Origin of the sequence: Amycolatopsis vancoresmycina, assembly GCF_000716785.1 — a bacterium.
GTDB classification, from domain to species: domain Bacteria; phylum Actinomycetota; class Actinomycetes; order Mycobacteriales; family Pseudonocardiaceae; genus Amycolatopsis; species Amycolatopsis vancoresmycina.
Map to the genome: position 1 here is coordinate 327,837 of NZ_JNYY01000014.1, position 24,533 is coordinate 352,369.

At 72.7% G+C, this 24,533-nt stretch carries 23 protein-coding genes; 9 read left to right on the top strand and 14 right to left on the bottom strand.

The annotated features are described in order from the left end of the window. The first annotated feature begins 6 nt into the window (after positions 1 to 6). Positions 7 to 1,608: a S1 family peptidase gene (locus OO60_RS30735; protein WP_033262632.1), complete on the top strand. Its 1,602-nt coding sequence runs from the start codon at positions 7 to 9 to the stop codon at positions 1,606 to 1,608. 241 nt (positions 1,609 to 1,849) lie between these two features. Here OO60_RS30735 and OO60_RS30740 read toward each other — a convergent pair whose 3' ends face one another. Continuing rightward, complete coding sequence (locus OO60_RS30740) at positions 1,850 to 2,779, bottom strand: NADP-dependent oxidoreductase (RefSeq protein ID WP_004561865.1); 930 nt, start codon at positions 2,777 to 2,779, stop codon at positions 1,850 to 1,852. Between the two features lie 86 nt (positions 2,780 to 2,865). On the opposite strand from OO60_RS30740, the gene OO60_RS30745 reads away from it, so the two are divergent. Beyond that, entirely contained in the window at positions 2,866 to 3,600 is a 735-nt protein-coding gene (locus tag OO60_RS30745; RefSeq protein ID WP_033262633.1) for an AraC family transcriptional regulator, read from the top strand. Here OO60_RS30745 and OO60_RS30750 read toward each other — a convergent pair. From OO60_RS30750 to OO60_RS30775, 6 genes are all read right to left on the bottom strand, one after another. Beyond that, positions 3,597 to 4,169 carry a TetR/AcrR family transcriptional regulator gene (locus OO60_RS30750; RefSeq protein WP_033262634.1) on the bottom strand — a complete coding sequence of 191 codons (573 nt, stop codon included), beginning with the start codon at positions 4,167 to 4,169 and terminating at the stop codon, positions 3,597 to 3,599. The two genes, OO60_RS30745 and OO60_RS30750, sit on opposite strands and share 4 nt — an antisense overlap. Continuing rightward, a complete protein-coding gene (locus OO60_RS30755) occupies positions 4,166 to 6,064 on the bottom strand; it encodes a YhgE/Pip family protein (RefSeq protein ID WP_004561867.1) in 1,899 nt (632 codons plus the stop codon). Before OO60_RS30755 ends, OO60_RS30750 begins: the two co-directional genes overlap by 4 nt. Beyond that, positions 6,061 to 6,744 (bottom strand): ABC transporter ATP-binding protein, encoded by a 684-nt coding sequence (locus tag OO60_RS30760; RefSeq protein WP_033262635.1) that lies wholly within the window; start codon positions 6,742 to 6,744, stop codon positions 6,061 to 6,063. Before OO60_RS30760 ends, OO60_RS30755 begins: the two co-directional genes overlap by 4 nt. 197 nt (positions 6,745 to 6,941) lie before the next feature. Beyond that, complete coding sequence (locus OO60_RS30765; protein WP_033262636.1) at positions 6,942 to 7,862, bottom strand: GNAT family N-acetyltransferase; 921 nt, start codon at positions 7,860 to 7,862, stop codon at positions 6,942 to 6,944. A gap of 23 nt (positions 7,863 to 7,885) precedes the next feature. Next, positions 7,886 to 8,800 carry a GNAT family N-acetyltransferase gene (locus OO60_RS30770; RefSeq protein ID WP_033262637.1) on the bottom strand — a complete coding sequence of 305 codons (915 nt, stop codon included), beginning with the start codon at positions 8,798 to 8,800 and terminating at the stop codon, positions 7,886 to 7,888. Then, complete coding sequence (locus tag OO60_RS30775; RefSeq protein ID WP_033262638.1) at positions 8,797 to 9,648, bottom strand: class I SAM-dependent methyltransferase; 852 nt, start codon at positions 9,646 to 9,648, stop codon at positions 8,797 to 8,799. The genes OO60_RS30770 and OO60_RS30775 overlap by 4 nt, the downstream gene beginning before the upstream one ends. 319 nt (positions 9,649 to 9,967) lie before the next feature. On the opposite strand from OO60_RS30775, the gene rpsA reads away from it, so the two are divergent. Further along, positions 9,968 to 11,467, top strand: coding sequence for a 30S ribosomal protein S1 (gene rpsA, locus OO60_RS30780; RefSeq protein WP_003098851.1), 1,500 nt, complete (start codon positions 9,968 to 9,970; stop codon positions 11,465 to 11,467). 71 nt (positions 11,468 to 11,538) lie between these two features. Here the strand turns inward: rpsA and OO60_RS30785 are convergent, their stop codons facing one another. Then, a complete protein-coding gene (locus OO60_RS30785) occupies positions 11,539 to 12,153 on the bottom strand; it encodes a TetR/AcrR family transcriptional regulator (RefSeq protein WP_033262639.1) in 615 nt (204 codons plus the stop codon). A 162-nt stretch (positions 12,154 to 12,315) separates the two neighbouring features. Here OO60_RS30785 and OO60_RS30790 point away from each other — a divergent pair, with 162 nt between their 5' ends. Continuing rightward, the gene (locus OO60_RS30790) at positions 12,316 to 12,753 is read left to right on the top strand and encodes an OsmC family protein (protein WP_003098859.1); all 438 of its coding nucleotides are present in this window, start codon (positions 12,316 to 12,318) and stop codon (positions 12,751 to 12,753) included. Here the strand turns inward: OO60_RS30790 and OO60_RS30795 are convergent. After that, the gene (locus OO60_RS30795) at positions 12,750 to 12,998 is read right to left on the bottom strand and encodes a hypothetical protein (protein WP_033262640.1); all 249 of its coding nucleotides are present in this window, start codon (positions 12,996 to 12,998) and stop codon (positions 12,750 to 12,752) included. The two genes, OO60_RS30790 and OO60_RS30795, sit on opposite strands and share 4 nt — an antisense overlap. Positions 12,999 to 13,134: 136 nt before the next feature. Here OO60_RS30795 and coaE point away from each other — a divergent pair, with 136 nt between their 5' ends. Continuing rightward, positions 13,135 to 14,319, top strand: coding sequence for a dephospho-CoA kinase (gene coaE / locus OO60_RS30800; RefSeq protein ID WP_033262641.1), 1,185 nt, complete (start codon positions 13,135 to 13,137; stop codon positions 14,317 to 14,319). Here the strand turns inward: coaE and OO60_RS30805 are convergent. Next, positions 14,316 to 15,824 carry an ArnT family glycosyltransferase gene (locus OO60_RS30805; RefSeq protein ID WP_003090807.1) on the bottom strand — a complete coding sequence of 503 codons (1,509 nt, stop codon included), beginning with the start codon at positions 15,822 to 15,824 and terminating at the stop codon, positions 14,316 to 14,318. The two genes, coaE and OO60_RS30805, sit on opposite strands and share 4 nt — an antisense overlap. Before the next feature lie 66 nt (positions 15,825 to 15,890). Further along, complete coding sequence (locus OO60_RS30810) at positions 15,891 to 16,409, bottom strand: ribonuclease FAU-1 family protein (RefSeq protein WP_003090805.1); 519 nt, start codon at positions 16,407 to 16,409, stop codon at positions 15,891 to 15,893. 105 nt (positions 16,410 to 16,514) lie between these two features. Here OO60_RS30810 and OO60_RS30815 point away from each other — a divergent pair, with 105 nt between their 5' ends. The 3 genes from OO60_RS30815 to uvrB are packed head-to-tail and all read left to right on the top strand — an operon-like array spanning position 16,515 to position 20,878. After that, a complete protein-coding gene (locus OO60_RS30815) occupies positions 16,515 to 18,050 on the top strand; it encodes a DUF5685 family protein (protein WP_033262642.1) in 1,536 nt (511 codons plus the stop codon). Positions 18,051 to 18,063: 13 nt separating this feature from the next. Next, complete coding sequence (locus OO60_RS30820) at positions 18,064 to 18,675, top strand: carboxymuconolactone decarboxylase family protein (RefSeq protein ID WP_003070665.1); 612 nt, start codon at positions 18,064 to 18,066, stop codon at positions 18,673 to 18,675. Between the two features lie 46 nt (positions 18,676 to 18,721). Next, entirely contained in the window at positions 18,722 to 20,878 is a 2,157-nt protein-coding gene (gene uvrB, locus OO60_RS30825) for an excinuclease ABC subunit UvrB (RefSeq protein ID WP_003070662.1), read from the top strand. 318 nt (positions 20,879 to 21,196) lie between these two features. Here the strand turns inward: uvrB and OO60_RS30830 are convergent, their stop codons facing one another. Continuing rightward, complete coding sequence (locus OO60_RS30830; RefSeq protein WP_003070660.1) at positions 21,197 to 21,586, bottom strand: VOC family protein; 390 nt, start codon at positions 21,584 to 21,586, stop codon at positions 21,197 to 21,199. Positions 21,587 to 21,645: 59 nt separating this feature from the next. Next, on the bottom strand, positions 21,646 to 23,031 hold the full coding sequence (locus tag OO60_RS30835; protein ID WP_003070658.1) for a S28 family serine protease: 1,386 nt from the start codon (positions 23,029 to 23,031) through the stop codon (positions 21,646 to 21,648). Positions 23,032 to 23,266: 235 nt separating this feature from the next. Between OO60_RS30835 and OO60_RS30840 the strand changes: the two genes are divergently transcribed. After that, complete coding sequence (locus OO60_RS30840; protein ID WP_003070655.1) at positions 23,267 to 23,770, top strand: SRPBCC family protein; 504 nt, start codon at positions 23,267 to 23,269, stop codon at positions 23,768 to 23,770. Here the strand turns inward: OO60_RS30840 and OO60_RS30845 are convergent. Next, positions 23,767 to 24,507 carry an enoyl-CoA hydratase/isomerase family protein gene (locus tag OO60_RS30845; protein ID WP_003070652.1) on the bottom strand — a complete coding sequence of 247 codons (741 nt, stop codon included), beginning with the start codon at positions 24,505 to 24,507 and terminating at the stop codon, positions 23,767 to 23,769. The genes OO60_RS30840 and OO60_RS30845 overlap by 4 nt on opposite strands. Between the last annotated feature and the right edge of the window lie 26 nt (positions 24,508 to 24,533).

A 24,533-nucleotide genomic window follows, 5' to 3' on the forward strand; every position in this document is an offset into this window, starting at 1 on the left:
CGCCGAATGGGGTTCGAGCGTGAGCGACGACGCTGGCGGGTCCGGTTGCACGACGAACTCGGCCGGGTGTGCGGAGCGGGCACGGTACTGGACGAGTACCACGTGCTCACGAGCGCGCACGTCGTCGAGACCGCCGGTGGCCCGCGTGCCGCGTTGAGCGTCGATTTCGTCGGCTTGGCCGAGGCGCTGCCGGGTGCCGCGACCGTCGTCGAAGGCTGCTGGGTGCCGTCCGACGGCGGCGGCCACGGCGATCTGGCGCTGCTGCGCCTGGAACGTCCCGAATCGCGCGTGTTCCGCGCCCCGCTGCACCGGATGCCGCTGGGCGAGCACCAGCTCGTCCGCGCGTTCGGGTTCCCGCCGGGCTCGGTCGGCCGCTGGACGCACGCGCGGCTCGGCGGCCCGGAGCAGACCGGCGGCGAGTGGGTCCGCCTGTTCCGCACCGCCGAAGCCGAACCGCTGGGCCCCGGCTTCGGCGGCACGGCCGTGCTCGACGAGGCGACCGGGCACGTCGTCGGCATGGTCGTCGGCAAGGACACCGGCACGTGGATGGTGCCGGTCGAGACGATGCTCGGGCACCTGCCCCAGCTGAGCATCTGGACCTCGGGCAGCCCGGCGGTCGACGCCAGCTTCTCGCGTCCGGTCGGCGAGGCCGTCGACGTGTCCTTCGTGCAGCGCGTCGCCGACTGGTTCTCGAACGCGGAGCCGGGCACGGTCTGGGTCGTCGACACGGGCGAGGCCGGCTCGCCCGTCGCGGCGGCGCTGCGGTTCGGGATCGTGCTCGCCGACCGGGAACGTTCCCTCGGCGTGCCCGGCCTGCCGCCCGCGCTCGGCGAGATGCCGCCACCGGGCAGCGTCGACCTCGCAGTGGACGCGACCGGCCGCACGGCCGACGCCGTCCGGCACCGCATCGCCGACCGCCTCACCAACGGCGTCGCGGGCCGCACGCTGGTCGTGGACGCGATCGACGACTCCGCCGAGCCCGACCGGCTCGTCGGCGAGGTGCTGGCCCCGCTGGCCGGCCGCGCGGCCGAGCTCGGTCTCCGGCTGCTGCTGGGATTCCGCGAGGAGTCGTCGCCGGGGGTGGCGGCGGTCCGGGCGAGCACGGGCCAGGCCCGCCCGGCCCCGGACGACCTCGCGGGCCGGCTGGAGGTGCTGACCCAGGCGGTGGCGGAGCTGGCGGAGATCGAGGCGTACCAGCTGCGGGTGGCCACGCGCTTCACGGGCGTCGCGATGCTGCCGGCCCGCGCGCAACGCCTTCGCGGAGCACTGAAGCAGCTCCGGTCGGCGGAGGTGGACGGCGACGCGGAGTGGGTGGAGCGCCACATCGACGGCCACGAGCACGCGGTGGCCCCGGCGGTGGAGGACGGCCGCCGCCAGCGAGCGGTGCTGGACGGCCTGGTGGCCCGCCGCGAGGAACTGCGCGCAAGGCTGGCGGGCGACCACGAGCTGGCCCGCGAGCACGCCCTGGAGGGCGACCCGGAGATCGAGCAGGCGTACATCCCGGCGAAGCGGCTGCTGATCGACGGCCCCTGCGAGCTGACGGCAGCGGCAACCGCGGTGGACACGTATGCGGCGGCGGTCCGGGCCCGCATCGAGGACCGCGGCTGAGGCGGCCCGCGGGCGCCCGGCGGCCCGCGGGGCACCCCCGCGGGCGCCGGAATTGTCGGTGCCAGGCGGTAGCGTAGAGAACGGGGGGCGCCCCCGCGGGTCCGCGGCCGGGACCCGCGGCCGAGACCCGCGGCAGAGACCCCGCGACCAGGACCCGCGACCGAGCGGCCCTACTGCGCCCCGGAATTGTCGGTCCCCGCTGGTAGCGTGGAAAACGGGGGGCGCCCCCGCGGCCGCCGGATCAGACGGTCAGCACCACCTTCCCCCGCAGGTGACCGCGCTCGAGCCGCCGGTGGGCGTCGGCGATGCGGTCGAACGGGAACGTCTCCTCCACGTGCACCCGCAGCCGCCCCCTCTCGACCAAATCGGCGAGGCCGCGCAGCGCCACCGGATCCGGTTCGACCGCGATGCCGCTGAAGCGCAGCCCGGCCGCCTCGAACTTCGCGATGAGCGCCGTGTCCTCCTCCGCGACCGCCGTCACGAAATGACCGCCGGGGCGCAGCACCGGAAGCGAACGCGAAGCGACCTCCCCGCCGAGCGTGTCGAGCACGAGATCCACGTCGCGAACCACCTCCGCGAAGTCCGCCGCCGTGTAGTCGATGACCTCGTCCGCGCCCAAGCTCGACACGAACTCCCGCTTGCTCCCACCCGCCGTGGTGATCACGTGCGCGCCCAGGGCTTTCGCGAGCTGGATCGCGAGGTGGCCGACTCCGCCGCCACCGCCGTGGACCAGGACGCGGTCGCCCTCGGTCACGCCACCCAGGTCGACCAGCCCCTGCCACGCCGTCAGGCCGGCCACCGGCAGCGCCGCCGCCTCGACGTGGGTCAACGACGCCGGTTTGCGGGCCAGGTGCAACGCCGGTGCGGCCACGAACTCCGCGTACCCCCCGGCCGCCCGGGGGAACAGCGGCATCCCGAACACCTCGTCGCCGGGCCGGAACCGCCACGTCCGGGACGCCGCCTCGACCACGCCGCTGATGTCCCAGCCCAGGACGAACGGCGGCGGGCCGAGCAGCGGGAACTCGCCGGCGCGCAGGCGCGGCTCCAAGGGGTTCAGGCCGATCGCTTCGACCCGGACCAGGACCTCGGTCGGCAGCGGGCGGGGCTCGGGGGCGTCCACGACGGTGAGGACCTCGGGGCCCCCGAACTCGTGCTGGGTGATCGTTCGCATGCCTTCACGATGGCCGTCGGCCCGTCCGGCGCACCACCGGTGTCCCGCCGGGAAACTCCGGAAACCCGCCACCGTACGGTGGAACCATGATCGGCGATGTGGTGGCCTGCGGGCCGCTGGCCCACGGCGAAGGCGTTCCCGCCCACTCCCACGACTTCGGCCAGCTCCGGTACGCCGCCTCCGGGGCGCTGGTCACCACCACCCGGGCCGGCACCTGGGTGGCGCCGGCGAACCGCATCACCTGGGTACCGCCGTTCCACGTCCACAGCAGCCGCTCGCACGGCGAGACGGACGTCCGGCTCCTGGCGGTGCCCGCCGCCCTCGCCGGGCCGCTGCCCGACGAACCCGCCGTGTTCGTGGCCGGCGCGCTGCTGCGCGAGGCCTACCTGGCGATGGCCGACCACGAGCCGGCCGGCAGCAGGCGCACCCGGCTGCTGCGCGAGCTCGTCCTCACCGAACTCGCCCGCGCCCCGCAGGAGCCGCTGCGCCTCCCGGAGCCGGGCGACGCGCGCCTCAAGGCCGTCACCGACCTGCTGCACGCCGACCCGGCGAACCCGGCGACCCTGGCCCAGCTGGGGCGCCGGACCGGCGCCAGTGAACGCACCCTCAGCCGGCTGTTCGGCAGCGAACTGTCGATGAGCTTCCCCCGGTGGCGCACGCTGTTGCGGGTGCAGCGAGCCGTCCTCGAACTCGGCGACGGCGCCTCGGTCACGGACACCGCGGCGCGGCTCGGCTGGGCGAACCCGACCAGCTTCATCGAGGCGTTCACCGCCCTGGCCGGCCAGACGCCCGGCCGCTACCGGGCGCAGGCCGCCGGCTAACGGCGGCCCAGGCCGCGGATCAGCACCATCACCGCGTCCCGCACCTCCGCGCGGGTCCGCTGCGGCCCGAACACCTGCCAGTCCAGTGCCACCACCAGCATCGTCCCGAACAGCCCGGCCGCCGCCGTCGGGATCTGCACGCCCTCCGGCAGCCGCCCGGCCGCGTCCAGCCGCGACAGCTGCTGCTTCACGATCGAGATGATCTCCTCGCGCAGCAGCGACAGCGTCCCGTGCCACTGGCCCGGCGTCCGCCACAGCTCGCTCACCAGGATCTGCGAGAACCCCGGGTACTGCGCGATGAACTCCAGCGTCGTGTCGACCTGCGCCTCGATCACGTCCAGCGGGTCGGCGTCGGACACCGCCGAGCGCAGCCGGAGCGCGAGCATGTCGACGCCGTACCGCAGGAGCGCGTCGACCAGGCCGTCCTTGGAGCCGAAGTTGTAGTACACCGTGCCCTTCGCGACGCCCGCCGCCGCCGCGATGTCGTCGACGGTCAGGCCGACCAGGCCCCGGCTCTTCGAGAGCTCCAGCGTGGCCTCGAAGAGCTTCTGCTTCGTCCCGCCGCTCACAGGCTCAGCTCGGGCTTGAGGGCCGACACCGTCCAAACGCGACGCTTGCGGGCGGCCAGCGTCGAGACCAGGATCCCGCCCACCAGGTACGCCAGCAGCACGCCGATGTCGCCGAGGAGCCGGCCCGTCGAGGCGCCGCTGTAGAACAGGTGCCGGAAGCCGTCGATCGCGTAGCCCATCGGCAGCACCACGTGCAGCGGGTACAGCGCGTCGGGGATCGTCTGCCACGGGAACGTGCCGCCCGCGCTCACCAGCTGCAGCACCAGCAGCACCAGGCCGAGGAACTTGCCGACCGCGCCGAAGAACGCGTTGAGCGCGTGCACCACCGAGGTGAACGTCAGCGACACCAGCACCGCGAACCCGATGGCCGCCAAGGGGTGGGCGATGTGGATGCCGACCAGCCACGTCACCGCGCCGAACAGGACGACCACCTGCGCGATGCCCAGCAGCGCCGAGGACAGCCAGCCGCCGACCGCGACCCGGAACGGCGCCGCGCCCGCGGTCAGCGCGCGGGTCGAGAGCGGGCGAAGGATCAGGAACAGTACGAACGCGCCGATCCAGGTGGCCAGCGAGATGAAGAACGGCGCGAGGCCGGCGCCGTAGGTTCCCGCCGACGCCTCGCCGTTGGCGTTCACCGCCACCGGGTCCGCGATCGTGTTGGCCGTCGCGTTGCGGGTCGGGTCGTCGGGGTTCGGGATCTGCTGGAGCCCGGCCGCGAGCCCGTCGCGCAGCTTCACCGCGCCGTCCGCGAGCTGGTTCGTGCCGTTGACCGCGGTCTTCTCGCCGTCGCTGAGCTGGGCCGAGCCGTCCTTCAGCTGGTTCGCGCCGTCGGACGCCTGGGCGATGCCGCTCGCCAGCTGCGGGGACGCGGCGGCGAGCTTGGCCGCACCGTCGGACACCTGGCGGGCGCCGTCGGCCAGCTTCGCGAGGTCGCCGTTGGCCTGCTGGATCTTGCCGTTGGCCTGGTCGACGGGGGAGCGCAGCTGGTCGGCCTTCGCCAGGATCGCCTCCACCTGGGTCTCCGGCACGCCCGCGTTGCGCAGGTCGGTCTGCAGCTGGCTGCGGTAGGAGTCGAGCTTGCCCTGGATGTCGGACGACGCCGTCGCGGCGACCGAAGCCGCGTCGGCGACCTTCTGGTCCCCGGCGGCCACCTGCGACGCGCCGTTGGCGAGCTGCTGCGTCTGCGACGGCAGGGAAGCCGTGGCGCTCTTCAGCGTGCCCAGGCCGGTCGCCAGCGTCGACGAGCCGTCCGCCAGCTTGGCGGCGCCGTCGGCCAGCTTCTGCTGGCCGGTCTTGAGCTGCGTGGCGCCGTCGGCGAGCTGCGCGGCGCCGGTCGACGCTTCCTGGATCTTGGCGTAGATCGTGGAGAAGCCGACGAGGAACCGGTCCGCGGCCTCGCTGCCGACCTTCTCCGCGATCGTCTTGCGCACCTGCTCGGCGACCTGCTTGGCGATCGTGCCGGACAGGTAGTTGTTGGCGTCGTTGGTGGTCAGCGTGATCGTCGCCTGCTGCGGCTGGAAGTTGCCGACCGACAGCAGCGCGGCGGAGAACCCGCTCGGGATCCCGATCGCGAAGGAGTACTTGTCGTCGCGGACGCCGTCGCGGGCCTCCTGCTCGGACACCTCGTGCCACTGGAACGTGCCGGACTTGACCAGCTCGTCGGTCACCTCCCGGCCGACGTTGCGCTGCTGGCCGCCGGCGTCCTTCGCGCCGGTGTCGCTGGTGAAGACCGCGGCGGGCAGCTTGTCGAGGCGGCCGTACGGGTCGTAGTTGGCGTAGAGGTAGAAGGACGCGTAGAGCAGCGGCACCAGCACGAGCGCGACCAGCGCGAGCTTCGGCAGGGTGCCGGTCGAGAGGCGGCGCAGCTCGTTGCGCGCGATGCGGAAGGCGTTCATTCGGGGTCTCCGTCAGTGCTCGCGGGGAGCTCTTCGGTGGGTTCGGGGGCGAAGTTCTGCGGCTCCGGCTGCTCGGCCGCGCCGAGGACCGCGGGGGTGCCGGGCAGCGCGGACGGCGGCGTCGTCGCGGTCAGCACGACCACGGCCAGGCCGCGCGCGGCCTGCTCGCGCGCCGGCGCGGCCCAGCTGCCGACGTCGCTGGTGTGCCGGTCGGGCGTGTCGAGGACGAGCACGCGCACGCCCTTGCGCTCGGCGGCCAGCTCGGTCAGCAGCCGCGTGCGCAGCGCCGGGGTGAGGTTCTCGAATCGCGTGCCGGCGAAGGGCGCGGCATCGTGGGCGGCGAGCCAGCGGGCGACGTCCTCCTTGCCGGCCGGGCGGTGCGCCAGCGCCAGCTCCTCGCCGACGACCACGCGCAGCGGCAGGGCGTCGTCGGGTTCGCTGACGCCCGGTGCGTCGACGACGGCGACGAGTTCGGTCAGCGGGGTGTCGACGCCTTCGGCGTGCACCGTGCCGGTGGTCGGCTTCAGGCGGCCGGCCAGCGCGAGGCCGAAGGCGGTGACGCCGACGCCGGGTTCGCCGTGCACGATCGCCAGGTCGCCCTCGCCGACGGTCAGGGAGGTGGGCGGTAACAAGGTGCCGTGGTGCCCTTCGAGGGACACCCGATCGGCTCGGACCTGCACGGTTTCTCCCGCTTCGAGAATTTTGAACTGACCGGTCAGTTCAAAAGCTAGTCCCGGGCGCGGTGGGCGGCAAGATCACCGGACGCACGTCACACTTGTGGGTGGCTCACGGTCACGGCGCTCGTGAGTGGTAAGGCGAGTTAGAACCCTCCTTACCACTCACGAGCGGGTGGCGGCGCACCCTTGCTGCGCCGCGCTCACCGGAGCGCCGACGCCGGGCGCACCTCCCACGTCGTCCACAGCGGGCGGTAGCCCTGCCGGTGCCAGAACACCGAAGACAGCGGGTTGGTCGGGTTGTAGTAGAGGTACGTCCGGGTCGCGCCGCCGCGGTGCAGCTCCCGGTGCACGTGGGCCATCAGCGCCCGGCCGAACCCGCCGCCGCGCTCGCCGGGCGCCGTCACGACGTTGTTCACGTACCCCCAGCGTCCCGGCGGGAGCAGCTCGCCCGCCTCGCTGCCCGGCACCGCGTCGACCCACGCGCAGTGCGCGAACGCGCAGGTCTCGCCGTCCGCTTCGGCCAGCCAGACGGGCGGCTCGTCCTCGGCGAGGGCCGCCCGCAGGGACGGCGCCAGCAGCTCGGCGGTGTTGGCGCGGCGGGGCGCCGCGACGAGCCCGGTGTAGTCGAACGTCGCCGCCGCCAGGTCGAGGGCCGCGGCGAAGTCGCCGGGGCCGGCCCGGCGGATCGTGACGGCCGGTCCGGCCGCGGGCGGGGGAGCGGTCCGCACGCCGACCGCCGACAGCGGGACGAGGCCGTGGTCGAGGAACGCGCGGATCGCCTCGGCGTCCCGGCTGGGCCAGACGACCACGCACGCCGAGTCCTCGCCGGTCACCTCGCCCGCGAGCCGGGCCTTCAGCGCCCGCAGCAGCAGGTCCACGCCCTCGGTGCCGGTCGCGCCGAAGTACGGGAAGAGCTGCCAGGTGTCCGCGGCCGACCACAGCATCGGGACGTCGCCGGGCCCCAGCCGCTGCCGCTGCAGCACGCCGGTGACCTGCGTGCCGCCCGCGGTCGCCGCGTCCAGCCGCTCGCCGTCGGCCGGGGGCGCGGCGGGCGGCAGCAGCGCGTCGACGGCGGCGAACCGCGCCCGGTGCGCCGCGAGCAGCGGCTCGGCGATGTCCATGGTCCCCCCTGGAGAGCGTGCGGTCAGGACCAGGCGGGTCGCCGGATCCACATGGTCCACAGTGGACGATAGCCCTGCCGGTGCCAGAACACCGGCGAAAGCGGGTTCGCCGGGTGGTAGAAGAGGAACGTCCCGCGCGTCCCGGGCCGGACCAGCTCCCGGTGGGCCACCGCCATCAGGGCCCGGCCGATCCCGCCGCCGCGGGCCGCGGGCGCGACCGACAGCGTGTCGACGTACCCCCAGCGGCCCGGCAGCAGCCGCCCGTGGATGCTGTCGCCCGGCGCGGGTGACGCCTGTGCGCAGGCGGCCATCCCGGACGGCACGCCGTCGGCCTCCGCCAGCCAGACCAGCCCGCTGAACCGCAGCGAGCGGACGACTTCCGCGCGCAGCAGCGCCCGGGCGCCCGGGCGCGGCACCGCGGTGCCGACCAGCGACGTGTAGCGCCACTCCGCCAGCCGCAGGTCGGTCAGCGCGTCGACGTCGCCATCCTCGGCGCGCCGGACGGTGACCGTCGCCGGCCCCGGCTCGCCGGGCGGGTCCGGCGGCCGGACCGCCAGGCACGTCATCGGCGCGAACCCGTGCGCCAGCAGCACCGCCGATGCCTCGGCGTCGCGGCTCGGCCAGGTCAGCGTGCACGCGGAGTCCGGGCCCGCCGGCGTCCCGCGCAGCCGCTCGCGCCACGCGCCCAGCAGCGCGGCGAGGCCGGCCGCGCCGCTGTCGCCGGGCACCGCGGTGAGGTCCCGGATCTCCGACGGCCCCCAGAGCGTCGGCCAGGACCCCGGCGCGTGCACGGCGTGCGTCAGCAGGCCGCCCGCCCGGAGCTCGCCCGCCGTCACCAGCAGCGGCTCGCTCGACGGCGACGGCGGGGCCGCGATCGGCGGGAGCAGTGGGTCGAGCGCGGCGAACCGGGCGTTCTGCTGCGCTTCGAGGGAGTTCACGACCGGTGCGTGCGGAAGATCGCGGTGCCCGGGAAGAGCTTGCCGCGCAACGGGCTCCACTGGCCCCAGACCCGCGTGTGGCCCGCCGGCCATTCGGGCTCGACCAGGTCGGTGAGGGTGAACCCGGCCCCGGCCAGCGCGCGCACGTAGTCGCCGAGGGTGTGGTGGTACTCCACGTAGGTCGCGGTGCCTTCGTCGTCGACCTCGACGTACGGCGTGCGGTCGAAGTACGGCTGGGTGACGGTGAGCCCCTGCGGGCCCGGGTCGTCGGGGAAGATCCACCGCATCGGGTGAGTCACCGAGAACACCCACGGCGCGCCCGGCCGCAGCACCCGGTGCACCTCCGCGAACACCGCGTCCACCGAAGCCACGAAGGGGATTGCGCCGAAGGCCGAGCACGCCGCGTCGAAGCTGCCCGACGCCAGCGGCAGGTGCTCGGCGTTGGCCTGCACCAGCGGCACGGCCAGGCCGGTGCGCGCGTTGCCGTCGCGGGCGTGGCGCAGCATGCCGGCCGAGAGGTCGGTCGCCACGGCGTGCGCGCCTTCCGCCGTGAGCCAGCGCGCGCACGCGGCCTGCCCGCAGCCGACCTCCAGCACGCGCTTGCCGCGGACGTCGCCGAGCAGCCGCGCGTCGGCCTCCCGGACGCCCTCGGGGCACCAGACGAAGTCGGCGTCGCCGAGGAACCCGCCGTGCTCGGCCTGGTAGTCGTCGGCGTCGGCGTCCCACCAGGCGAGGTTCGCGGCCGCGGCCTCGGCCCCGCCCACCTCGCGGTAGGCGACCGCGGCGGTGCCCAGCCGGTGCTCCGCGGCGTCGTGGCGCCCCGGCGCGGGCGCCTGCTCCGGTGGCATGATGTGTCTCCGGTCCCGGTGGCCGCCAGCGGCTCCACCTGCGTCCTCGTGCGTGCGGTTTGCTTCCGCGAGGACCTTAGCGAGCCAGGGGGACCCTGATTGTGCCGCCTAGCGGCTGCCGCGTAGGATAAGTGTTAGCGCAGTGGGTTCGCGCTGCCTTCCGCTCAGCTTCTGGTTGGGACTCGGGTCGCGCACCGTATGCGGGGTCAATGCCGCGGTCGTTCACTGGTGGACGTTTGCTCGCAGGGTCGTCGCATGCTCTCCCATCGCGCCGACAACTGCCAACCCTCGATTCCCATCCACCGGAGCAACCCGCCTAATGACCACCGACACCGCCACCGCCCCGACCGCCCCCACCGGGCCCCAGCAGGTCGCCATCAACGACATCGGGTCGGAGGAAGACTTCCTCGCGGCGATCGACAAGACGATCAAGTACTTCAACGATGGCGACATCGTCGAGGGCACCATCGTCAAGGTCGACCGCGACGAGGTCCTGCTCGACATCGGCTACAAGACCGAGGGTGTCATCCCCTCGCGTGAGCTCTCCATCAAGCACGATGTCGACCCGGCTGAGGTTGTCACCGTCGGCGATGAGGTCGAAGCCCTGGTCCTCCAGAAGGAGGACAAGGAAGGCCGTCTGATCCTGTCCAAGAAGCGCGCGCAGTACGAGCGCGCCTGGGGCACGATCGAGGAGCTCAAGGAGAAGGACGAGCCCGTCAAGGGCACCGTCATCGAGGTCGTCAAGGGCGGCCTCATCCTGGACATCGGCCTGCGCGGCTTCCTCCCCGCGTCCCTGGTCGAGATGCGCCGCGTCCGCGACCTGCAGCCGTACGTCGGCCGCGAGCTCGAGGCGAAGATCATCGAGCTGGACAAGAACCGCAACAACGTGGTCCTGTCCCGCCGCGCCTACCTGGAGCAGACCCAGTCCGAGGTGCGCAGCGAGTTCCTCAACGCGCTCGCCAAGGGCCAGGTCCGCAAGGGTGTCGTGTCCTCCATCGTCAACTTCGGTGCCTTCGTGGACCTGGGTGGCGTCGACGGCCTGGTGCACGTCTCCGAGCTGTCCTGGAAGCACATCGACCACCCGTCCGAGGTCGTCGAGGTCGGCCAGGAGGTCACGGTCGAGGTCCTGGACGTCGACATGGACCGCGAGCGCGTCTCGCTGTCGCTGAAGGCGACCCAGGAAGACCCGTGGCGCCAGTTCGCCCGCACCCACGCGATCGGCCAGATCGTGCCGGGCAAGGTCACCAAGCTCGTCCCGTTCGGTGCGTTCGTGCGCGTCGAAGAGGGCATCGAGGGCCTGGTGCACATCTCGGAGCTGGCCGAGCGCCACGTCGAGATCCCGGAGCAGGTCGTCCAGGTCAACGGCGACGTGATGGTCAAGGTCATCGACATCGACCTCGAGCGCCGTCGCATCTCGCTGTCGCTGAAGCAGGCGAACGAGGGTGTCACGCCGGACACCGAGTTCGACCCGACCCAGTACGGCATGGCCGCCGAGTACGACGCCGAGGGCAACTACATCTACCCCGAAGGCTTCGACCCGGACACCCAGGAGTGGCAGGAAGGCTTCGACAAGCAGCGTGAGGAGTGGGAGCGCCAGTACGCCGAGGCGCACACTCGTTACGAGGCCCACATGAAGCAGGTCCAGAAGGCCGTCGAGGCCGACGCCGAAGCGGCGGCGGACGCGGCGACCGGCATCGAGGGTGGCGCGGAAAGCTACACCTCGGGCTCGGCCCCGGCCGACTCCAAGAGCAGCGGTGGCACGCTGGCCTCCGACGAGCAGCTCGCGGCGCTCCGCGAGAAGCTCTCCGGCGGTGCGTGAGCACTAGCTCTCTGAGCCGAACAAAGAACCCCCGGTCCCGAGTGGACCGGGGGTTCTTCGTTCGACGGAGGTCAGCGGTTGCGCAGGCCGAGGCCGGCCATCATCGCGCTGACGCCCTGGCGGTACATCTCCTCGTTCGCTTCGTCGGTCGGCGGGATGAACCAGTCCGCCAGCGGCCGCCGCGAGGCCAGCATCAGTTCCGAGCCGACCAGGCCGTGCATGGTCGTCCACAGCTGGTAGGCCGTGGACCGGGCGTCCGCGCCCCGCGGGCAGACCCGCTGGACGCGGGCGATGAAGAGGGAGAACGTCGTCCGCAGCACCGCCGACCGCAGCGCCGGATCGGGGTCGAACCCGGGGACCGGGCGCTCGAACATCAACGCGTAGCGCGTCGGGCTCTCCCGGGCGAAGCGCCGGTACTCCAGCGCGAGGTGCAGCAGATCCCCGACTCCGTCGTCGCTCGACGGCGGCAGGCCCTCCAGCAGTTCCCGCAGCGAGTCGAAGGTGCGCTCGTACAGGGCGTCGAGCAGGCCCGCGCGGCCGCCGAAGCGGGCGTACACCGACAGCGTCGACGCGCCGGCCGCTTCGGCCACCCCGCGCACGGTCAGCCCCGGGACACCCCGGTTCACCAGCACCGACAGGGCGGCGTCGAGGTAGCGCTCACGGCCCCCGTGATCGGCGGGCCGCATCGGCACGTGCCTGGTGGCCACGGCGCACCCCCTTCGCGGCAGCCCGGCGCAAGCGGCGTCCGGGTGACCCATCCGCAGCAGAAGATACGATATCCGCGGCGTCTTGGGAATGTTCGGGATGTCCGGATCCGCGCGCACCGACACCCTGGAGGACCGACGCCGATGGACCACCCCGAGCCCGGCACCGTCGTCGTCACCGCGAGTGGCGACGGCACCTACACGCAGCAGGTCACGACGGCGACCCACGAGCTCCTCGTCGACGAGCCGGTCGCGGTCGGGGGCGCCGACGCCGGCCCGAACCCGTACGAGCTGCTGCTCGCGTCGCTCGGTTCGTGCACGGCGATCACGCTGCGGATGTACGCCGACCGCAAGGGCATCCCGCTGACCCGCGCGACGGTCCGGCTGCGCCACGACCGCATCCACGCCGAGGACTGCGCCAAGTGCGAAACCGAGCGGGGCATGCTCAGCCGGATCACCCGCGAGATCACCCTCGAAGGGGATCTCGACGACGACCAGCGCGCCCGGCTCATGCTGATCGCCGACAAGTGCCCGGTGCACCGCACACTGTCGTCGGAGATCGCGATCGAAACCCGCTTTTAGGCGGCGCGCACGGTCACCGCGCGGGGCCCGGCCGGGCTGACCGACGGCACCCAGATGCGTTCGAGCGCCGCGGCACGGGCCTTGCGGCGCAGGCCGGCGAAGCTGTGCTTGGCCGGGACGAGCAGGGTGCTCAGCCAGGTCCGGCGGTAGTCCGCCAGCGCTTCGGCCACCGGGCGGTGGCGGAGGCAGTGCACCAGCCCCGGCGTGCCGAGCCGGTGCCTCCCGGCGTGCTTGCTGTCCGCCATCGTTCCTCCGCGTGGGCGCTCTCGTCGCGGGCACCGTACGCACTCGCGTGAGTCCACGTGGGTAAGCAACACGGCGTGTCCGGGTATCGGTTGAGTCACGCGTCACGTCCACCGGCGCCCGGCTAGGGTGATCGTCATGTTGCGTGTGGGGTTGACGGGTGGGATCGGGGCCGGGAAGTCGACCGTGGCGAACCGGCTCGCCGAACACGGTGCCGTGCTGGTCGACTCCGACCGGATCGCGCGCGAGGTGGTCGAGCCCGGGACCGAGGGGCTCGCCCGGCTGGTGGCGGAGTTCGGCGAGGACATCCTGGCCGCGGACGGCTCGCTCGACCGGCCCGCGCTCGCCGCGAAGGCGTTCGCCGACGACGAGTCGCGGCACCGGCTGAACGCGATCGTGCACCCGCTGGTCGGCGCCCGCACCGGGGAGCTGATGGCGGCCGCGGCACCGGACGCGATCGTCGTCCACGACATCCCGCTGCTGGTCGAGAACGGCCTCGCGACGGCGTACCACCTGGTCGTGGTGGTCGACGCGCCGGTCGAGGTGCGGGTGCGGCGGCTGGTGTCGGCGCGCGGCATGGCCGAAGCGGACGCGCGGGCGCGGATCCGGGCGCAGGCGAGCACCGAGCAGCGCCGCGCCGTCGCCGACGTCTGGCTCGACAACGGCGGTCCCGAAGACGCCGTGCTCGCCGAGGTCGACGCGCTCTGGGCGGACCGGCTGGTGCCGTTCGAAGCGAACGTCCGGCTGCGCCGCCCGCGGCCGCCGATGTCCCCGAAGATCGCCGGCTACGACCTCACCTGGCCCGCCCAGGCCGAGCGGGTGCTGGCCAGGGTCCGCGCCGCGGCGGGGCACCTCGCCCGCCGAGCCGACCACATCGGGTCGACGGCCGTGCCCGGCCTGCCCGCCAAGGACATCCTCGACCTCCAGCTGACCGTGTCCACTTTGGACGACGCGGACGCGCTCGGGGACCTGCTGGCCGACGCCGGCTTCCCGCGGCTGGCGGGCGACTGGTGCGACGACGCCCAGGACGGCGAGGGGACCTGGCCCAAGCGCATGCACGTCGGCGGCGACCCGCGACGCCCGGTCAACCTGCACGTCCGCTCGGTGGAGACACCGGCTTGGCGGCTCGCGCTGCTCTTCCGCGACTACCTGCGCGCGAACCCGGACGAGCGCGACGACTACCGCGACGTGAAGCTGCGGCTGGCCGAGGCGCACGCCGCCGACCCCACCTTCGAGGCGTACGCCGACGAGAAGCAGGAGTTCGTCAACGGCGTGTTCGCCCGCGCGGAGAAGTGGGCGGCGGCCACCGGCTGGACGCCCTAAGCCCGCATGTCCCGCAGCTGAGGCCAGATCTCGGCCCAGCTCCCGGTCCGGCCGGTGAGCAGCCAGACCGGCATGTGCTCGCTCGCGTTGCGCAGGCCGAGCCGGTTGCCGACCTCGCCGACGATCCTCGCGTCGCCGAAGTGCTTCGCAATCTTCGACGGGTCGTAGCCGACGAAGAGCACGTTGCGCGTGTCGTCGGCCGGACGGCCGAAGTACCAGAAGCCCCGGCTGGGGCTGGCCGCCTCGGGCAGGCCGTGCTCGGGCCCGTACCGGCCGAGCGCGCCCGCCTGCCAGTACCCGCCGGTGACGATCGCGGTGTCCGGCGGCGCCGTCCGGTACAGGGCGGCGACGTCGGCGGCGAGGTCCGGCCAGCCGACCTCTTCGGCCGCGTAGGCGGGCCGCGGCGCGCCCGGGTGGTCGGCGAGCCAGTGCACCGGCCAGACCGGGAGCGTGTACGGCAGGCTGAACAGGGCCGAGAGCACGAACACCGGCCAGGCCGGCACCCACCGCCACCACCGCGCCGGCTCCCGCGCTTCGAGGTGGACGGCAGCGGCGGCCCACAGCACGCCGAACATCCCGGCCGCGTAGTAGTAGCGCCCGTTCGCGACCAGGAAGACCGCGGCGACGCCCAGCGCCGTCCAGCCGAGGAACCGGTAGGGCCGCAGCTGCCTGCTCCCCAGCAGCACGGCGAGGCCGTAGAGGACGCCGAGCGCGCCGATCACCCAGCCGGCGCCGGCCAGCAGGTCCGGGACGAAGCTTGCGCGGCCGCCCGCGGCGTCGACCTCGGCGCCGACGGCGTCACCCATCGCGAGCTGCGGCCAGCCGTTCGCGCGCTGCCAGAGCAGCGTGGGCACCAGGGAGGCCGCGGCGATCAGGGCCCCGAGCCACAGCTTCGGGCGGCGCAGCAGCTCCCGCGGCCCGAACACGAGCACGGCGAGCCCGGCGACCAGCCAGAACGCGGCGATGAGCAGCTTGCCGTTGAGCGCCACCGCCGTCACGACGCCGAGCCAGACCAGCAGGGCGTCGTCGCGGGTGCGGACCCAGCGGACCACGAGCCACAGCACGAGCGTCCACAGCAGCGGGTCGATCGTCGACGTGGCGAGGTAGTGGCCGCTGCCGACGAACTGCCCGCAGATCGCGTACGCCGCCGCGGCGCGGGCCTGCGCCTTCCGCCGCCCGCCGAGCTCCCGCGCGATCAGCGCGGTGACGACCACGCCGGCGGCGGTGGCGGCGATCGCGGGCAGCCGGAACACCAGGAGCGAGCCGGGGGCGAGGGTGTTCATCGCCCAGGCGAGGGCGGGCACGAGCGGCGGCTGGTCGGCGTAACCCCAGGCCAGGTGCCGTCCGGCGGCGAGGAAGTACAGCTCGTCGCCGAAGTAGCCGTAGCGGCCGGCGGTGAGCAGCAGCGCGGTGGCCGTGCCCGCCGCGAGCAGCAGGACCGGGAGCCGGGCGAACGGGGCGAGCTCGGCTTCGGCCTGGTCGGGGGCCGTGGCCACGGCGTCCATCGTGCTCCTGTTCCTCGTCGGCGCCGGTCTTCCCGCACCCTACGTGCGGGTCCGGCGCCGCCGGGGTCAGGGGTGCCGCCGCCAGGTCAGCGTGATGTCGAGGGTGGCCAGCCAGCCGGCGAGGTCGTAGCCGTGCGCGGCCAGGCCTTCGATGGCGGTGTAGGTGGTCTTCAGCGCGTACTCGGCCTCTTCGGCGGTGACCAGGCCCGCTTCGAGGGCCTGCAGGAGCTCGTCGGTGTCGATCACCCGGAGGGAGAGCTTGTCCTTGAGCACGATGTCGACGTACAGGTCGGTGGCGATCCAGCGCGGGCCGTCCCGGTGGACGCGGACGACGTCGAGGTAGAAGTCCTGGTCGCGTTCGTGGCCGGGGGAGAACCAGAAGTCGGTGAACCGCAGGCCGAGCCCGGGCACCAGCCAGGACTCGAGGTAGTGGAACTGCGCGCGGCCCGGCGTCGGGCGCGCGAGGTAGAGGCCGAACGGCTCCTCGCGGAACTCCTCGACCTCCCGCACGATGCCCTTCGGGTCGGTGTTCGCGCGCGCGGCGGGGTCGAAGACCTCGACCTTCGGGGGGTGCAGTGCGGCCATGCCGGTCATCCTGCCGGGCCGGTCACGAAACGCGAACTCCCGCCCGCGGCGTCACGCGTTCGGGCTAAGGTGCGCCGAGCTTCGGGCGAATCGAGGGGACTGGGGATGTTCGGGATCATCCGGCCGTGCCACCACCGGCTGGCCGCCGGCCTGCACGCGGACTGGCAGGCCCACCTGTGCGGGCTCTGCCTCACGCTGCGCGACGAACACGGCCAGCTCGCCCGCGTGGTCACCAACTACGACGGGTTGATCATCTCGGTACTGGTCGAGGCCCAGACACCCCGCGCGGACGGCCGGCGCGAAGCGGGCCCGTGCCCGTTGCGCGGCATGCGGACGGCGTCGGTCGCCCACGGCGAAGGAGCCCAGCTGGCGGCGGCGGTGTCGTTGGTGCTGGCGGCGGCGAAGGTCGGCGACCACGTCGAGGACCGCGACGGCGCATTCGCCCGCCGCCCGGTGGCCGCGGCGGCGCGCCGGGTCGCGGCCCGCTGGGCTTCGCAGGGGCACCGCACGGGCGGCCAGGTGGGCTTCGACACGACGGTGCTGACGGAGGCGGTCGAAGGGCAAGCTGCCCTGGAGTCGTCGGTGCGCCTCGGCGACTCGCTCCTGCTCGTGACGGAACCGGCCGAGCGCGCAACGGCGGCGGCGTTCGCCCGGACGGCGGAGCTGGCGGGACGGCCGGCCAACGTGGCCCCGCTGCGCGAGGCGGGCCGGTTGTTCGGCCGGGTGGCCCACTTGCTGGACGCGGTGGAGGACCAAGGGGCGGACCTGGCGGCGGGGGCGTGGAACCCGTTGACGGCGACGGGAACGAGCGTGGCGGAGGCCCGGCGGTTGTGCGACGACGCGGTGCTGGGGGTGGAGCTCGCGTTGCGGGAGGCGCAGTTCGCCCAGCCGGCGTTGGTGCACGCGCTGCTGGTCCACGAGCTGCGGCAGGCGGTGCGGCGCGCCTTCGGCCACGGTTCCCACGGCCACAGCCCAGCCGGCCTGCGACCCGAGGCCGGCTCGTTCTCCGGCGAAGACCTGCAGGCCGGGCAGTGCCCTGTGCCGTACCAGGGCGCTTGGCCAGGGGCGCGGCCGGGCGAGCCGGCCGGGCAGCAGCCGCCGCCCGGGTGGATCGGCCCGGGGCCAACGCCGCCGCAGCATCCGCACCAGTCGCCGCCGGGATGGATCGGGCCGGGACCGGCACCGCAGCAGGGTCCGCCCGGCTGGGGTGGTTCCCCGCGGCCGCACGGGTTCCCGCCGCCGGGGCCGGTTCCGCCGCCGGGCGCACCCGGTCCGGGCGGTCCTGCCGGTCCGAACGGTCCCGGCGGCCGCGGCCCGGGTGGCCCGGGTGGTCCCGGCGGTCCTGGTGGCCCCGGTGGTCCGGGCGGCCCCGACGACCCCGGCTCCGGCAAGTCCGGCCCGCATGACGGCAAGGGCGGCGGCCTCTGGTACCCGAAATTCGCCGTCCCCCCGAAGAAGCGCAACTTCTTCCTCGGCTGCGCCCTCACCCCCTACATGTGCTGCACCTGCCAGTTCTGCTGCCGCGATCCCTATCCTGGCCCGTGGAGCGGAAAACCGGTGAGCACGTGCGACGGCTGCGGCGACTGCGGTGGCTGTGACGGTTGTTGCGACTGTTGCAGCTGTTGCGACTGCAGCTGCTGAGGGGAGCAGGACGATGACCGAACCGATGGCGGATCTCCACGACCGGGGCCGCGAGAACTTCGCCGGGCTCGTCGAAGGCGGGAAGGCGCGCCTCGACGCCCTCTTCGCCACCGTCCCGGCGCTCGGCGAGCTGGCCGTCGGCACGGTCTACGGCCACCTGCACGAACGCCCCGCGCTGGACGCCCGCACCCGCGAAGCCGCCACGCTCGCCGCGATCGTCGCCGCCGGGATGGTCGGGCCGCCGCTCAGCGTGCACTTCCGCACCGGGCTGGCCTCGGGCCTGTCGCCCGCGGAGGTCTGCGAAGTGGTCGTCCAGACCGCGGCCTTCGCTGGGTTCCCGCGGGCCGTTTCGGCCGCCGACCAGCTGAACCGCCTCTTCGAAGGGCACGGCCTGCCGATCCCGCCCCCGCCGTCGCCGCGCGAAGTGGTCCTCGCGCACCTGGCGGCGCCGGACGGCGAGGTCGCCGAGGTGCTGGCGGAGTTCCCGCGCACCGAGGTCCAGGCGACCGGCCCCGACCGCGTGCTGGTCTCGTGCTTCGGCGACGACGCCGTCCCGGGCGCGGTCCTGCACTGCGCCGTCGACGGCTCCGATGTCACGTCGATCACGGTGTTCCGCCCCCGCTGACCAGGGCCGACGGAAATTGTCGGTGGGTCGGCCTACTCTGTCTTACGTGGCTTTCGCAACCGAACACCCCGTACTCGCCCAGTCCGACTTCCGGCCCGTCTCGGAGATCCCGCGGACCGGCGGCCGGTTCGAGGTGGTCAGTGACTACCAGCCCGCCGGTGACCAGCCGGCGGCCATCGACGAGCTCGAACGCCGGGTCAAGGCGGGCGAGAAGGACGTCGTGCTGCTCGGCGCCACCGGCACCGGCAAGTCGGCGACGACGGCGTGGCTGATCGAGCGCGTCCAGCGGCCGACGCTGGTCATGGCGCCGAACAAGACCCTCGCCGCCCAGCTGGCGAACGAGCTGCGCGAGCTCTTCCCGCACAACGCGGTCGAGTACTTCGTCAGTTACTACGACTACTACCAGCCTGAGGCGTACATCGCGCAGACGGACACTTACATCGAGAAGGACTCGTCGATCAACGACGACGTCGAGCGGCTGCGGCACTCGGCGACGATGAACCTGCTCTCGCGGCGGGACGTCATCGTGGTCGCGAGTGTGTCCTGCATCTACGGCCTGGGCACGCCGCAGTCCTACCTCGACCGGTCGTCGAAGCTCGCGGTCGGCATGCAGCTGGACCGGGACGTCTTCCTGCGCGCGCTGGTCGACGTCCAGTACACGCGCAACGACATCGCCTTCGCGCGCGGGACGTTCCGCGCGCGGGGTGACACGGTAGAGATCATCCCGGCGTACGAGGAGCTGGCGATCCGCGTCGAGTTCTTCGGCGACGAGGTCGAGAAGCTCTACTACCTGCACCCGCTGACCGGGGACATCGTCAAGGAGGTCGACGAGGTCCGCATCTTCCCGGCGACGCACTACGTCGCCGGTCCGGAGCGGATGGAAAAGGCGATCCAGGGCATCGAAAAGGAGCTCGAGGAGCGCCTGGCGGAGCTGGAGCGGCAGGGCAAGCTCCTGGAAGCACAGCGCCTGCGGATGCGCACGGCCTACGACATCGAGATGATGCGCCAGGTCGGCTTCTGCTCCGGCATCGAGAACTACTCGCGCCACATCGACGGCCGCGGCGCGGGTTCGGCGCCGGCGACGCTGATCGACTACTTCCCGGACGACTTCCTGCTGGTGATCGACGAGTCGCACCAGACGGTCCCGCAGATCGGCGGCATGTACGAGGGCGACATGTCCCGCAAGCGGAACCTGGTGGAGTACGGCTTCCGCCTGCCGAGCGCGGTGGACAACCGGCCGCTGACCTGGGAGGAGTTCTCCGACCGGATCGGCCAGACGGTGTACCTGTCGGCAACACCGGGCCCGTACGAGATGGGCCAGGCCGGCGGCGAGTTCGTCGAGCAGGTCATCCGGCCGACGGGCCTGGTCGACCCGAAGGTGGTCGTGAAGCCGACCGAGGGCCAGATCGACGACCTGGTCCACGAGATCCGAGAGCGCGCGGAGAAGGACGAGCGAGTCCTGGTCACCACGCTGACGAAGAAGATGGCGGAGGACCTGACGGACTACCTGCTGGAGCTGGGCATCCGGGTGCGCTACCTGCACTCGGAGGTCGACACGCTGCGCCGGGTGGAGCTCCTGCGCCAGCTGCGAGCGGGCGACTTCGACGTCCTGGTCGGCATCAACCTCCTGCGCGAGGGCCTCGACCTCCCGGAGGTGTCCCTGGTGGCGATCCTGGACGCGGACAAGGAGGGCTTCCTCCGAAGCGGAACGTCGCTGATCCAGACGATCGGCCGCGCGGCGCGAAACGTCTCGGGCGAGGTCCACATGTACGCGGACAAGATCACCGACTCGATGCAGCACGCGATCGAAGAGACGGACCGCCGCCGCGAAAAGCAGGTCGCGTACAACAAGGAGCGCGGAGTCGACCCGCAGCCGCTGCGCAAGAAGATCGCGGACATCCTCGACCGCGTGTACAGCGAAGCCGAGGACACCGAGCAGGTCTCGGTGGGCGGCTCGGGCCGCAACTCCTCACGAGGCAAGAAGCCAGAACAGGGCGACCGCGTCCGCAGCTCGGGAATGCTGGTGGACAAGGACGTATCGGCAATGCCCCGGGCACAGCTGGCCGACCTGATCCAGCAGATGACGGACCAGATGATGCAGGCAGCAAGGGACCTGCAGTTCGAGCTGGCGGCACGCCTGCGAGACGAGATCTCGGACCTGAAGAAGGAGCTGAGGGGCATGGACGCAGCAGGCATCAAGTAGCACCGGTTCGCCGGGCAGTAGCACCGGGCTCCCGGGCCGCTTCCCCGACCGGAAAGCCGGCCGGGGAAGCGCAAGCGAGGCAACCGGGAAGCGCAAGGCGAGGGTGCCGCCAGCCAGGACCACCAGCCAGCCCCCACCCTGCATCCCGATCCAAAGCCCCAACACGGCCAGCGGCACCGGGTCAAGGCACGCTTTCCCGCCTTGACGCGGTGCTGCTGGCCGTAGTCACAATGGCCAATCGGGATGAAGGGCCCACCCAAGGCAAGGGTTCACCCGATCAAGAACGCCCTTCGGCCGCCAAACTCAAGCCCCCGGAGATCACTCCGGAGCCGGAGCGTTCTCATCCGCCTGAAGCATCCCGAAAACATTCCCCTCAGTATCCTTGCAATAAGCCAGCCACCCCACCCCGGGAACCGGATTCTTCGGCAAAGCCAAAGTCCCCCCAGCCCGGTTGACCTCTCCCAACGCCCGATCCAAATCCGCCACATCGATCGTGTTCACAAACCCATGCACGGGCGCCGAAGCCTCCGGAGCGGGCCCCTGCCGAGGCAGCAGCCCACCATCGATCCCGGCACCCTCCCCGGTGGTGATCATCCAGTAAGGCACCTCCCCCCAGCGCTCGAACTTCCATCCGAACACCGCCGTGTAGAACGCCACCGCGCGTTCCGGGTCGCCAGCGTGGATCTCGAAGTGGACGGGACGAGGCATGCGCGCCTCCTCAGGCCGGGCCGTCAGGTGTCGTGAGAGTACGCCCGGCCTGAGAAAAGTTACAGCCGTGCCCGCGGTGTCAGGTCCGCGTCGAAGTCCGGGAAGCCCGCCGGGGCCGAACGGGCCGTCAACGCCGAGACCGGTGGCAAGCCCGCCCACCGCCGGACCGTCGCCGTCGCCGCCGCGGCCTCGGCCGGGGCCAGCTGGGCGATCTTCGAGCCGTGGTTGCCGCCCTGGACGTAGTAGCGGTACGAGTCGCGGCTGCCGAAACCCAGCTCGAACGGCTCCGCGCCCCACGGGTCGTTGGAGCCGTACACGAACAGCAGCCGCGTGCCGCGGGACTTCACCCAGAAGTCGATGTCCGGCATCGCCAGGTAGTCGAAGCGCGGCAGCCGGATCGACGACGGCACGAACGTCTTGGGCTGGTCCGCGCCCGGGTAGCGCAGCAGGTCGCGGAGGTAACCGTCGTACGCCTCGGGTGACCCCAGCTGGACCGCCGCCTGGTAGTAGTACGGGATGTAGGGCGCCAGGTCCTGGTCGGAGTAGGTGTTGAGGCTCTCCACTTTCTCGTACCAGGCGTAGACGTCGGCCGCCGGTGCGCCCGGGGCCGGCACCGTCGCGCAGTCCGACTGCTTCTGGTACTGCCAGAACGCGAAGTACGAGTCGATCACCGAGATCTCGAGGGACTTGTCCGCCGACCCGACGATCGAGAACGTCAGCCCGCGCTGCGCCGCGTCCGCCGCGGCGATCGCGCCGAGCTCGTCACGCCGCTTGAGTGCGTCACGCTGGATGGCCTTCAACGCGGCCCGGCACGCCGGATCGTTGCCCACCCGCGAGAGGAACCGGTTGTAGACGTCGACCGGGTCGATGACGTCGTTGGGCGCGACGTACGGGATCGTCGCGTCGACGTCGTCCGGGAAGAAGCGCCGGAAGTACGTCGCGGTCATGCCGCCCTTGCTGCCGCCCGTGGCCAGCCACTTGCCCGGGTAGATCGCCTTGAACGCCTGCACCGCGCGGTGCTCGTCCGCGGCGGCCTGCCAGATCGTCAGCTGCTTCGCCCAGTTCTCCGGCTCCGGCCGCGAAGGCGCGAAGTAGCGGTACTCCATCGAAAGCTGGTTGCCGTCGACGATCTGCGTCGGCTCGGACCGGTTCGGGGTGCTGCCGACGTTGTAGCCGCTGGTGTAGGCGACCGTCGGGGCGGCGAAGTCCCGGTGCAGCAGGGTGAACCGCTGCTGGAACGTGCCCGCCTCGGGGTGCCGGTGGTCGGCGGGCTGCGTGTAGGTCAGCTTGAAGAACCGGTACCCGGCCGGTGCCGGGTCCTCCGACACGACGGTCAGCCCCGGGATCCGCTGCAGCTCCGTCTTGATGTCGGGCGCCGCCGCGGCCGCCGGCGCCAGGCCGGCCAGCGCGAGCAGGACCGCACCGGCGGTGAAAAGTCTGCGCATCGAGCACCCTCCCGGCTCACGAACCCTCCGTGGGACCCTCACAGAACCGGCCCGGGTCGGCAATCGGCTGTCCGGGCGCAGAATCGGTCAGGATCCGACTTTCGGCGGGTGGCGCGGCGCCGGGGCGGACGTCCTCCGGCGTGCGCAGTCGCGCGCACCGTGCGAGTTGTCCGGGTGATCGGCGCCACGTTACGGTCCGAACCCGTAGGCACCGGCATCGAGCGAGGGGTCCGCCATGAAGGTTTCCGACTGCCCTACGACCCAGGTCGAGGTCCGCATCGCCGCGCAGCCGGCCGAGGTCTGGTCCTGGCTGCTGGACGTCGACCTGCCGGCCCGGTTCTCGAACGAGTTCCAGGGTGGCGGCTGGCTCGAGGGGTCCGAGCCCGGCCTCGGCGCGCAGTTCCGCGGCCGCAACTCCCACCCGGTCGCCGGGGAGTGGGAGACGGTTTCGACGGTGACGGGGTACGAGCCCGGCCGCCTGTTCGCCTGGGCCGTGATGGACGTGACGAACCCGGCGGCTTCGTGGCGCTTCGAGCTGATCCCGGACGGCGACGGCACGATCCTGCGCCAGCGGGCCCAGATCGGCCCCGGCCCGTCCAACCTGACGAAGATCATCAGCTCGATGCCCGAGCACGAGGAAGAGATCGTCGCGATGCGGCTCGGCGAGCTGCAGGCCAACATGCAGAAGACGGTGGAGGGCATCAAATCCCTCGCCGAGAGCGGCGTGCGCGCCGCCTAGCGCAGCATCCGGTCCACATAGGACTTCACGGCGGCCAGCGCCTCGGCGGACTGCCACATCCGCTCCACCTGCGGGTCGTCCGAGTGGCGGTACTCGGCGATCCGCTCGTGGAACGGCTGCCGGATCTGGGCCTTCGTGTGGGTGAACGGCTCGGCGGGCAGCTCGCCGAGCCGGGCCGCGACGGCGATCGCCCGGTCCAGCACCTCCTCCGGGGGTGCCAGCTCGTCGGCCAGCCCGCGGGCCAGGGCTTCCGGGCCGCCCCAGGTTTCACCCGGGTAGGTGAGCGACGGCAGCCGCGTGGTTCCGTACGCGCAGCGGAGGATCTCCAGGGCCGCCAGCGGGAACGGCACCCCGACCAGCAGCTCGGTCACGCCGATCGTGCCGGCTCCGAGCACCCGGTGGTCGCAGGCCGCCGCGAGGACCGCGCCGCCGGCGATGGCGTGGCCGTTCAAGGCCGCCACCACCGGGCGCGGGAAGCCGAACACCGACAGGAACGCGTCCGAGAGCAGCGGCAGGAACTCCGCCACGTACGGGGCGCCGCCCTCGTCGATGCGCTTGAGGTCGACGCCCGCGCAGAAGATCCCGCCCGTTCCGGTGAGCACGACCGCCCGGGCCTGTTCGGCCTCCTCGAGCCGGAGCACCAGCTCGCGGCACGAAGCCGTGTCCAAGGTGTTGCCCCGGCCGTGGTCGATCCGGAGCACGGCGACGTCGCGGTGGCTGTCCAGGGTGATCGGCACGGCCCGACCGTACCGCGGGGGCGGCG